At 37.6% G+C, this 11,558-nt stretch carries 13 protein-coding genes; 12 read left to right on the forward strand and 1 reads right to left on the reverse strand.

The annotated features are described in order from the left end of the window. Positions 1–68: 68 nt before the first annotated feature. From ACFTQ7_RS15290 to ACFTQ7_RS15310, 5 genes are all read left to right on the forward strand, one after another. On the forward strand, positions 69–302 hold the full coding sequence (locus ACFTQ7_RS15290; protein ID WP_349661061.1) for a hypothetical protein: 234 nt from the start codon (positions 69–71) through the stop codon (positions 300–302). A gap of 44 nt (positions 303–346) precedes the next feature. After that, positions 347–559 (forward strand): hypothetical protein, encoded by a 213-nt coding sequence (locus ACFTQ7_RS15295; protein WP_197143618.1) that lies wholly within the window; start codon positions 347–349, stop codon positions 557–559. Between the two features lie 15 nt (positions 560–574). Further along, entirely contained in the window at positions 575–772 is a 198-nt protein-coding gene (locus ACFTQ7_RS15300; protein ID WP_349661062.1) for a gamma-type small acid-soluble spore protein, read from the forward strand. Between the two features lie 134 nt (positions 773–906). Next, positions 907–1,092, forward strand: coding sequence for a cysteine-rich CWC family protein (locus tag ACFTQ7_RS15305; RefSeq protein ID WP_349661063.1), 186 nt, complete (start codon positions 907–909; stop codon positions 1,090–1,092). 104 nt (positions 1,093–1,196) lie between these two features. Continuing rightward, complete coding sequence (locus ACFTQ7_RS15310) at positions 1,197–1,778, forward strand: DUF305 domain-containing protein (protein ID WP_386829813.1); 582 nt, start codon at positions 1,197–1,199, stop codon at positions 1,776–1,778. Positions 1,779–1,890: 112 nt separating this feature from the next. Here the strand turns inward: ACFTQ7_RS15310 and ACFTQ7_RS15315 are convergent, their stop codons facing one another. Next, on the reverse strand, positions 1,891–2,487 hold the full coding sequence (locus tag ACFTQ7_RS15315; RefSeq protein WP_349661065.1) for a metallophosphoesterase family protein: 597 nt from the start codon (positions 2,485–2,487) through the stop codon (positions 1,891–1,893). A gap of 510 nt (positions 2,488–2,997) precedes the next feature. Here ACFTQ7_RS15315 and ACFTQ7_RS15320 point away from each other — a divergent pair. The 7 genes from ACFTQ7_RS15320 (at position 2,998) to ACFTQ7_RS15350 (ending at position 11,557) form a co-directional block, all read left to right on the forward strand. Beyond that, on the forward strand, positions 2,998–4,500 hold the full coding sequence (locus ACFTQ7_RS15320) for a class I adenylate-forming enzyme family protein (protein WP_386829848.1): 1,503 nt from the start codon (positions 2,998–3,000) through the stop codon (positions 4,498–4,500). A gap of 354 nt (positions 4,501–4,854) precedes the next feature. Further along, positions 4,855–5,841, forward strand: a complete 987-nt coding sequence (locus ACFTQ7_RS15325; protein WP_386829814.1) for a C39 family peptidase — start codon at positions 4,855–4,857, stop codon at positions 5,839–5,841. 193 nt (positions 5,842–6,034) lie between these two features. Then, positions 6,035–7,264 (forward strand): carboxylate--amine ligase, encoded by a 1,230-nt coding sequence (locus tag ACFTQ7_RS15330; protein ID WP_386829815.1) that lies wholly within the window; start codon positions 6,035–6,037, stop codon positions 7,262–7,264. Continuing rightward, positions 7,264–7,965, forward strand: a complete 702-nt coding sequence (gene cuyB / locus ACFTQ7_RS15335) for a cysteate racemase (protein ID WP_349661068.1) — start codon at positions 7,264–7,266, stop codon at positions 7,963–7,965. Before ACFTQ7_RS15330 ends, cuyB begins: the two co-directional genes overlap by 1 nt. Before the next feature lie 261 nt (positions 7,966–8,226). After that, complete coding sequence (locus ACFTQ7_RS15340; protein ID WP_386829816.1) at positions 8,227–9,375, forward strand: DEAD/DEAH box helicase; 1,149 nt, start codon at positions 8,227–8,229, stop codon at positions 9,373–9,375. Between the two features lies 1 nt (position 9,376). Then, positions 9,377–10,606, forward strand: coding sequence for an aminopeptidase (locus ACFTQ7_RS15345; protein ID WP_386829817.1), 1,230 nt, complete (start codon positions 9,377–9,379; stop codon positions 10,604–10,606). A 30-nt stretch (positions 10,607–10,636) separates the two neighbouring features. Next, a complete protein-coding gene (locus ACFTQ7_RS15350; protein ID WP_386829818.1) occupies positions 10,637–11,557 on the forward strand; it encodes an SGNH/GDSL hydrolase family protein in 921 nt (306 codons plus the stop codon). Position 11,558: the final 1 nt, after the last annotated feature.

An 11,558-nucleotide genomic window follows, 5' to 3' on the forward strand; every position in this document is an offset into this window, starting at 1 on the left:
AATAGCAATTGTAGTTAGTTGGATAGGATAAGCAGTAAACAACCATATCCAGTAATCGAGGAGTTATTATGAAAGAATTTAAAATTACTTATTTTTTTGATGAAATGCATTATGTACGGAGATTTATCCATATAGAATCACAAGAAAAAGCAGAGGCATTAGTTCGAAGTGAACGAGATCAATATATATCTTTTACCGATAGTAGAGGGATGTATCATGAGCTGCATGCAAGACATGTTCGGGTCATTCAAATATCAGAATATCATCGCATCGATAAAAGCTCGAAAACGAAAGGTACATGATTTGTTCAACACTGCACATTCTATAAGTAAAGGAGTGAGCAATGATGGACATAGAAAAAAACATACCACATGAAAAAAAGATGTTTATGAACTTAGCAAGTAAGGATAAACCAGACATGGTGGAATCTGATAATATAAGTATTTTTGATTTACACGAAGATATGCAAACGGTTGATGCTATACCGGTTAGAGAGCTCAATAAAAGAGTAGAACGAGAAGGCGATGAATTGATTGAATTGCAGCCAGATGAATTATAGAAGGTAGGGATTTTCTTGACTGATCATAACGAAGCTCAGTTTACTTCTGCTGGAACGGATATTAATGAAGTAAAAAGACAAAATGCGGAAAGTGGTTTATCTTATAATGAAGTGAAAAAACTGCTAGCTCAAAGCGGTGGAGTTGGTACGGGAAATTATAGTGATACAGATGTTGAAGAAGTAAAGCGAGAGATTCATGGGAAAAACCAATAAATTATTGTGGGGGAGTATGAAATGAAGTACTCCTCTCTTTTTTGTGCCGTAAAGCTCTCGATTGATATGAAGAAAATCCCTGATTAACGTCTCACTTTATTATAAAATATAAGCACATGTAAGGAGGTGGACGAATGAATGAAAACCGTTGTCCGTTATGTGCGCAAGAAAATCATTGTGGAATAGTAAAGGGACAAAAGGATTGCTGGTGTATGACAGAAAGTTTTCCTAAAGAAATTTTTGAAGCGGTACCTAAAGAGCAATGTATTTGTCAAAAATGCTTGGATACATATAAAAAAGATGAATCATTTAAAACTTAAAAATAACTTCAACTGCTGTTACGAAACAATAAAGCTCATTTGGTACAATTGTCTACCGCACAACAACCTATCGGACATATATTACTCTGAAAGGAGTGTGTCTAATGACTAAACCAATTGTACTTAGTAATGTAACAAAGGCATATTTAGAGGAATACGAAAGGATCCTCAATAAAATGATGCAGGGCATGACCTATGTGACAATTACCTGCAGTATTTCAGAAAATTTTATTAAGCAAATATTACCGCATCAAGTAGCTGCTATTAAAATGTCGGAAAATATTTTACGATATACCACTAATATATTTGTGCAAAATCTCGCATTAGAAATAATAGTGACAAGTACGGAAATTGTTGAATGCCTGGAAGCGATACAAAATAGATGCTGTATCGTACAAAATTCGGAATGTGAATTGTATGAATATATGTGTGCATACAAAGAAATTACCGGGGCTATGTTCCAAGCAATGAGTTTACCACCTGTATCTAATAATATTAATATAAACTTCCTTCGAGAAATGATTGTTCATCATCAGGGAGGCGTTCGACTAGCACAAAATGTTTTAAGGTTCTGTATTTGCCAGGAATTAATACCGATTCTTCACAATATGATTAAAACTATGTGCGATCGTATTTGTGAAATGGAAAAATTACTGGATGCTTTAAAGGATTGCGAAAATTGCTAGTTTTGAACGCGGAGCTAAAAAACGCTAGGGTCGAAGCCGACTTTAGCGTTTTTTGTGAGTGCTATGTATATTAGCGAAACTGCAGAGTGAGGCTTACTTTGGATAAAAATAATCAATCCTTCTCAACAGATGGAGCGCACATAAATGTTACTGTTCGTTTAGAACTATCGTAGAGACACCATTCACGGTGATCGACAACTGATCCAACATTGATGCCATACTGCTTTTCTTGTAATGAGATTGGTTCGCCAAAGCGAATACGAATACGTAACTTTTTATTGCGATGATAAAGACCTGATTCATGACTATGTCCGAAGAAAAGGAGCGATTTTTTGAATGGCGGAAATGTTGGTTGCCAAGTCACACTCCATTGAAATTGATGGCCATGCATAAGCGTACCACCATCAATCTCCATTGTTTCAGGTAGCTCTTTAAAACGTTCGATGCCAGTAACACGCGTAATTCGCTCTTCTTGATTGCCACGAATTGAGGGGAATGTTAGCAAACTTTCAAAATCATTTTCCACAATTGCAGCTTTTTGAAGCGGTAAACCCGACATTGTTTGTGCTTTTTTCTTACTTACAGTACATTCGTATAAATCACCTAATCCCAATACTTTTGCATCTTTCGCAGTGTGCTGAATATGGGATAGAACTGCCTTCGTATCTTCTATGTTAGAATGTAAATCTCCTAAAAGTGCGTACAGCATTTTAATCAGGCCTTTCTTAAAACTTTTTTCAGCGGGTGTTCAAACACCTGTACCTGTCGCTTTGCTATCGGTACATAAAACATTTGTACCTGTCGCTTTGCTATCGGTACATAAAACATTTGTAGCTGACGCTTTGCTTTCGCTACATAAAACATTTGTAGCTGACGCTTTGCTTTCGCTACATAAAACATTGCTGAAAGAAGTTAATCAATATACAAATATCATACACCTAACAGAAATTGATAGAAAAGTAAAATGTTTATGTATATTTAGTTACACATACGTCATATTTTCGTTTATCACTAAAACGTGGAGTTAAATTTAGTTCCAAATTGGGGACTTCAAGGCTTTCGCTCAGTATCTCAACTTTTTTATGGGAAGAAAAATTGCCAACCTTTTCATAGATTGATAAAATATAATTGTAATTTTCTGAATTTTTGCAGTGTTTTTTAGTTTATGGCTATTTTGTACGGTATGAGGGTAATGAATTAAAGATTTGGGGGGCTTATGATGACGATGTTAATGACAGACATATTACAAAACTATGCTATGAAACAACCAAAAAGGATTGCAACGCTATACGAGGGGACAGAGCTATCCTATAGTGAATTTTATAAAAGTGCAGAAAAATTCGCAGCGTACTTACAAGAGCAAGGCTTTGAAAAAGATGATGTAATTGCATTATATACGCTCAATTCAGATTTATTTTTAATTGCTTATATCGGTGTTCAGTTAGCGGGTTACGTTGTCATGCCCATTAATACAAAATTAGCAGCTCCAGAAGTCGAATATATTTTTAATCATTCAGAAGCTAAAGGACTTATTTATGATGAAAGGTTAGAGGATGTACTCACAACGATTGCAAATCCGTTTCAACATATTGTAGGGCTCAATGAAATGAAAGACATTATTAAAAACAATCTAGGTCAAAGAAAAGTTATCAAATTGGAGCCTCATGATACTGCTGTTGTTATGTATACTTCTGGCACGACGGGAAAACCAAAAGGCGTTATGCTAACTCATCAAAATATTGTTTCAACTGCGGATATATGGTCGTCATCAATGGACATGACCAATGAGGATCGCATGTTTATTTGTACGCCTTTATTTCATTGTGCAGGTCTTCATGTATTTGCGATACCGATGTTTTATAAAGGCGGTACGATTGTTATAGAAGAAGCTTTTTCTTCGTCAAATACATTAGAACAGCTTGCCGCTACAGCTGCGACAATTTTCTTTGGTGTTCCATCGATGTATACAATAATTTTAAACACACCTAATTTTAAGGAACATACATTTAAAAATTTACGTTTATTATGTTACGGGGCGGCACCGATGCCTTATGAGCTTGTTAAGCAAGTGAAAGAGACTTTCCCTAATGTGAAAGTACAAAACCTGTATGGACAAACTGAAAATTCGCCTGCGACCTCTTCCCTTTTAGATGCCGATGCATTGACGAAAATTGGATCAGTAGGAAAACCTTTAGCACAAACAGGCGTCCGTGTTGTTGATAGCTTTGGTGAAACTGTACCAACGGGTGAAGTAGGAGAAATATGTGTTAAAGGACCACAGGTAATGAAAGGCTATTTACGTAATCCTGAAGAAACAGCTAGAACAATTAAAGATGGCTGGCTCTATTCAGGAGACTTAGGGCGTTTTGATGAGGAAGGTTATCTCTATATTGTAGATCGTAAAAAGGATATGATCATTCGAGGTGGCGAAAATATTTATCCTATCGAGATAGAAGAGGTGTTATATCAACTGCCGGAAATTTTAGAGGCAGCTGTTGTAGGTTTACCACATGAAGTATATGGCGAAGCTCCGAAAGCGTTTGTCGTATTGAAGGAAGGGGAGCCTACTGATGAAGAGGCGATATTGACGTATTGTCGGACGCAGCTTGCAAAATATAAAGTGCCACATGAAATTGAATTTTTAACTGAACTGCCGCGCAATGCCTCTGGTAAGGTTTTGAAGCATACATTACGACCAAGCGTAAGCAGCACCATAAACTAAGCGTGTAAAGTGAAACTCAAAAGTAGCAAAGCCAATAATACCTTCATTGGGCAATAACCTCATCGGTAAAGTGTGAATGAAGATCAATGATGCCTCGGCCTAATTCCGTAACTTTCGATAGAGGTTTTAGGCCAGTGGCAGTCTTTCGCTATAACAAACACTTATAGCTGAGGCTTCGCTTTCGCTACAAAAAACATTTTATAGCTGACGCTTTGCTTTCGCTACTAAAAACATTTTGCTGAAAGAGGTTAAAATAGGAACGTCTATGAAATTAGCGTATAATAGAGTCTACGACAATTTGAAATAATAGAGTTGAAGTTATTGTCTTCAAACAAGATAGGAGCGGAATTTGTCTTGTGGACGAGGTATAAACGCCTTTTACTAATAGGTATTATGATCATCATGCTACTTTCGAGTTGCAATTCGTTTTCTCAGCAGGGAACGCAAAACAATGGATTAACTGTGTTAACGGTAGAATTTAATAGTGGTGCACCGATACCTAACCTTTATATCACTGCTACAGATGTACAGACAGGTAAGGTAATAGAGGATGCGGTTGGCTCTGAAGAGGGCGAAGCGAAATTTTCGAAACTTAAAGAGGGACAGGAATATACGATCGCTGCAACTACACTTGAAAATAGTACGAAAAACGATGGTTATACGACAATCGAACATTTTACATATGATGCGACAAAGCCGTATTATCGATTGCAAACGCATTTTTCAAGAGACGAGCAGGAGCTGGGTGTACCAGTTGTTATGCAAAATCCGGAACTACCACATGGATGTGAAATAACATCATTAACAGCTGTATTAAATTATTATGGGTTGGATGTTACTAAGCTGGAAATGGCTGATCGCTATTTACCAAAGCAAACAATAAGCAATGTCAACGGACAACGATTTGGTCCAAACCCAGATCAGGCTTTTGCAGGTAACCCTCGTGATAAAACACATGGTATGTATGTCTTTGCAGCTCCAATTGTCAAAGCAGCAGAGGCAGTAATAGCAGATAAACATGCAGACTTACGAGTGTCAAATAAGAGTGGTTCTACGCAGGACGAAATTTTACAGCTTGTTCGAGAGGGAGTCCCTGTTGTGACATGGGTTACATTGGATTTATCAAAGCCAAAGGAAAAGTCAGATAAGGGCTGGGTATATGAAGGTGAAACAGTGCCGCATAAAGCGTATATGAACTTGCATGCTGTTGTTTTAACTGGGCATTTAGGCGATAAAGTAGTGGTCATGGACCCATTACAAGGCTTTGTCACTTATAATGTGGATCAGTTTTTTAAAAGCTATAAAGAGTTAGGCAAACGAGCTGTAGCCGTTCATAAATGATTCAAAGAAGAGGTATAAGGAGTACAAGGAAAGTATGTTACACTTATAAAAAAGACTCATCACCAAGTAAGGATGACATTCGATAAAAAGTCCATTTATATAAGTTGATTGGAGTGGAGGCTGGTAGCCGGAACGGAAATCAACCCCACGTTATGGTGATAAGCCTAAAAAAAGCTAAAGTGAGTTGAGCAGAATGGTCATTGAGCACGCTTTTTTACCGGTTTTATTAGGAGATGAAATGAATGCTTATGGCATGGCAAGAGCATTTTACGAGTCCTATGGCGTTAAACCACTTGCATTAAATCATACGAATACGGAGAAAATACAGCACAGTGATTTATTAACATTTCGTGAAGTTCCAAGACTCCATATTGAAGATCGTTTTGTCGTGGCGTTAAAGGCAATTGCAGAGGAATTCTCTGGTAAAAAGTTACTTTTATTAGCATGCGATGAATTTTACGTAAAAAAAATTGTGCAACATAAAGTGGAACTAGCAGAGTATTTTGAAGTTCCTTATGTAAATGCAAACCTTGCTCAAGAGTTATTAACACGCGAGAACATGTATGAACTTTGTGCAAAGTTCGGCTTTCACTATCCGGCAATGCATGTTTGCACCGTCAATGACTATGAGGAACTTGACATCCCTTTTGAATATCCAGTAGTCATTAAACCGCTGAATATGACAAAGTATGCTGCATGTATTTTTCCAGGTAAGAAAAAAGTATATATTGCACAAGATAACGACGAAAAGGATGCTATTTTCCACGCCATTTATAAGGAATCTGCATACCGAGATGACATAATGGTACAGCAATATATTCCAGGCGAAGATGCTCATATGTGCGTCGTCAATGCTTATGTTGGGCAAGATAATAAAGTAAAGCTGCTTTCTGTAGGTAACCCGATTTTAGAAGAGCATTCTCCAGAGGGGATTGGTCGCTATGTAGCCATAATGACAGCATATGATCAAGACTTAATGAATCGTGTCAAATTGTTTCTAGAGGAGATTCGATTCCAAGGGTTTGCCACGTTTGATATGAAGTATGATGAACGCGACGGTCAATATAAGTTATTAAGTATTGAGTTACATAATGAACTTTCCAATTATTATGTGACAGCAAGTGGCTATAATTTAATGCAATATGTTGCGGATGATTTTATTCGAGGAAGTAAGCAACAGCTAACTTATGTTCAGAATAAGCATCTTTGGACGATTGTGCCAAATGGTGTACTCTTTAAATATGTACAAAATGAACAGCTAGTAATTGAAGCGAAGAGCCTTATTCGCCAAGGAATGGCTACGGATTCCATCTTTAATTATAAGGATATGAATGCGAAGCGTTGGTTGAATATAACGTTAGATAATTTAAGCTTTTATCGCCAATATAAGAAATATTTTAACAACAAAGGTCTGTCAAACTAATGAAAAAACAAACTTTAGGTATAATAGGTGGCGTAGGTCCACTAGCAACGATGTTTATCGGTGAAATGATTGTAAGACGTACGAAGGCATCGAAGGATCAGGAGCATTTACATACAATCATTGATAATGATACGAATATCCCTGATCGTACTGCCTTTATTTTAGATAATACAAAAGAAAATCCTGTACCAGTAATAGTCGCAGATGCTAAAAAGCTTGCTTCTGTTGGGGCAAATATGATTGCTATTCCTTGTAATACAGCACATACCTTTTACGATGAGATTGTTGAAGGCTCTCCAGTCCCTGTATTACATATGATAAGGGAAACAGCAAAGCGTGCCTCTGATTTAGGGGCTGAGCGAGTAGGTATTTTAGCGACAACAGGTACATTGACTTCACGGATGTATCAGGATGCGTTAGAGGAATTTGGTATAACACCAGTTGTCCCAGACGATGGGATGAAAGAAAAAGTCATGTCTATTATTTATGATTATGTAAAGGCTGGGAAAGATGTCACTCAAGAGGATTGGCAACCGATAGAAGAGGCAATGCTTGCGCTTAATTGTGATCGTATCGTATTAGGATGTACAGAATTATCTATCGTCAATCGAGATTTAAAATTAAGTGACACTTATATCGACTCATTAATTGTTTTAGCAGAGCGTGCTATAGAAGCATGCGGCTATGAAATAGTAGATTAACAATTAAATAAAACAAATAAAAATCTGCTCACTCTTCGCGGGTAAGCTGTAAACCTTCAAAGAAGCTCCAGTGTCTATGAGGGCTTGAAGGCTTACAATTCCCGTGCATGAATCGGGCAGATTTTTTTCACATTATTGTGCAAGAAGACGCCCATTTCAAAATTCGTTAGGTGAGATTATAAAATGGTTTATGTACATATGAAGTAGGAAAATGATTAGTGTGTTAAACTAGTGTCAAGTAGATAGAAGGTGGGAAATTACATGTCAGTAATAAATTTATTAAATGAAGATTTACAAGCAAAATGGAAATTTGAAGAACCGATGAAAATTCAAGAAGAAATGATTCCAGCAATGCTTGAGGGCAAGGATATTGTAGCTGAATCGCCGACAGGATCGGGGAAGACGCTAGCATATGTACTTCCTTTACTAAATAAAGTAAACGGTTCAAAAAAACAAACACAAGGACTTATCGTAGCCCCATCACAGGAGCTAGCAATGCAAATTGTAGAGGTTATCCGTGAATGGACAGCAGGTTCTGATATTTCGGTTCAGCAACTAATTGGTGGTGCAAACTCTGCACGTCAAATCGAAAAGTTAAAGAAAAAACCGACGATCGTTGTAGGAACACCAGGCCGATTAAATGAATTAGCACGTGCTGGAAAATTAAAGCTAAAAGAAATTGAAACAGTTATTTTAGATGAATGTGATCAATTACTTAGTCGTGAATATCGCGTTGTCGTAAAATCCTTTATCGAAGGTTCAGCATATGGGCGACAAATAGTTGTTGTTTCAGCAACAATTACCGAGGAAATTGAATTAGTAGCTAGTCGCATGATGTTCGAGCCAGTACGCTTCAAAATTAAACCTGAAGATATGTTAAAGGTTGGTAAAGTTGTACACTCTTTCGTGAAAGTAGAGGAGCGAGATAAAACTGATTTCCTACGTCGACTATCACATACTGAAGGATTACGTGCACTAGCTTTCGTTAACAATATAGATCAATTGCTGATGAAGGAAACGAAATTACAATACCGTGCTGCACCGATTGTGACATTACACTCTGACATGAAAAAAGAAGAACGTAAAAAGACATTAGATGCATTCCGTAAAGGAGATGCGCGTATTTTAATTGCTACAGATATTGCTGCACGTGGTTTAGATATTGCAGGTTTAACACATGTTATTCATGTCGATGTTCCAAGAACAATTGAGCAGTATTTGCATCGTTCTGGCCGTACAGGTCGTGCTGGAGCAGATGGCGAAGTATTAACGTTATTATCATATCATGATGAAAAAACATATAAAAAATGGACTAGAGAAATTCCTGGGAAACCTGTACAGAAAGTCTGGCATGAAGGCAAGATAGTGGAGGGCAATTCAAAAACAATTGGACAAAAGCGAGGTAAATAATATGACTTTTGAAGAAAAATTACAAGCATATGCAGAACTTGCGGTAAAAGTCGGTGTTAATATTCAACAAGGGCAATACTTATTAGTTAATACATCAGTAGAAGCTTTAGATTTCGTCCGTTTAGTCGTGAAAGAGGCTTATAAGGCTGGTGCAGGACGTGTTCATGTTAATTTTTCGGATGATGAAATGGATCGTGCTTATTTTGAGCATGCCTCAGATGAAGAATTTAATCGTTTCCCAGAATGGGTAGTTAAAATGCGTGATGAGGTAATCGAACGTAAAGGAGCACTATTATGGATTGATGCTGCAGACCCTGATAAATTAGCAGGAATTTCAGCAGATCGTCTAGCTACCCATCAAAAAGTATCCGGAGCTGCTCTGAAAAATTATCGCAACGCCGTAATGAAAGACTTAATAGCTTGGTCAATAGTTGCTGTCCCTTCACCAAAGTGGGCATCAAAGGTATTCCCGAATTTAGCGGCTGAGGAACAAGTACCAGCATTATGGGAAGCTATTTTTAAAACTGTTCGTATCGGTGAAGGCAATGCTGTTGAAAACTGGCATGAACACGTAGTAAATTTAGAATCTCGTGCGGCCCTACTGAACAATAAAAAATATGCGAAGCTTCACTATACATCGCCAGGTACTGATTTAACAATTGCATTAGCTCCACAACATAAATGGCTTACTGGAGGTAGTAGAACGCCAGAGGATACGATCTTTATTGCTAATATGCCGACAGAAGAGGTTTATACATTACCGATGAAACAAGGTGTTAATGGCTATGTCAGCAATACAAAACCATTAGCTTATCAAGGGAATATTATCGATGGCTTTAAACTGACATTCGAAGAAGGAAAAATTGTTCAGGCTGAAGCACAGGTAGGCAATGATTTATTACAGGAGCTTATTAATGTGGATGAAGGCTCTTGCTATTTAGGTGAGGTAGCACTTGTACCGCATGAATCACCAATTTCAGCATCGGGAATTTTATATTTTAATACATTATTTGATGAAAATGCATCCAACCACTTAGCGATTGGCGAAGCTTATCCAACTTGCTTAGAAGGTGGAAGAGATTTAGAAAAAGGTCAGCTTGAAGCATTAGGTGCAAATATTTCAGTAACACATGAGGACTTTATGATTGGCAGCGGTGAGATGGACATCGACGGTATTTTACCAGACGGAACTGTAGAGCCAATTTTCCGCAAAGGTAGCTGGGCATTTTAAGTACTTGATGGAAAGAAAGGAGTTGGGCAGATGAAACGATACCTATGCTTAATGGGTACAGTTATACTTACGATGGTATTTAGTGTTTCATCTGCTTTAGCTCAGACTGAAAACTACCTGTCAATTGGAGATTCCTTGGCGGCTGGTCAAACACCTTATCAACAGATTGATGCAGGCTACAGTGATTTAATCGCCATGAAATTAAGAATGACTGGGCAATTGAGCTTCTATACGAAGGAGCTTACTTTCCCAGGCTATACAACAGCCGACGTTTTGAAACGAGTAAAATCTGAGGAAGCAAGTGACTTATTAGCTAATGCAACACTTATTACTGTTTCGGCAGGCGCCAACGATTTACTGCGGCTAGTGCAAGCAAATCCAACTGCCGGTACATTAGCCTTTTCACAGCTACAAACCGATTATGCATTAAACATTGCCAGAAAAAATATGGAGAAGATTTTAGAAGCGTTAAAAAAGCGAGCACCTAATGCAAAGATTTATGTAATGGGCTATTATTTTGCTTATCCAAATGTTCACCCTTCGCAAAAGGAAGGAACAAATGCACAGCTCGTTAAGCTAAATACGATTTTACAGCAACAGGCAGAGTATGCTGGAGCAGCTTATGTAGACGTATATAATGCTTTTAGGTTAAACGCTAGAAACTTTTTACCCAATCTCTCTGATGTACATCCTAATTTTGAAGGCTATCGCCAAATGGCAAATGCATTTTTACATGAATATAGTGGAAGTAAAGCTCTAGCCATTTCTTCAAACGAATTGCCGAAGCCCAACCCTATTTCATTTGACCAGATTTTAGAACAACTAGTGAAGGCAGAGCAGAAACAAGAGGACAGAGAAAAAGAAAAAACAACTCCTACGGCGCGTGCCCTCCCAAGTTTTAAAGGATATGCTGCTTTTATGGAGAAGGTAAGAGCTAAAGAAATTTTTTAAT

This window comes from Lysinibacillus sp. NPDC056959 (assembly GCF_042674095.1).
Lineage (GTDB): Bacteria > Bacillota > Bacilli > Bacillales_A > Planococcaceae > Lysinibacillus > Lysinibacillus zambalensis.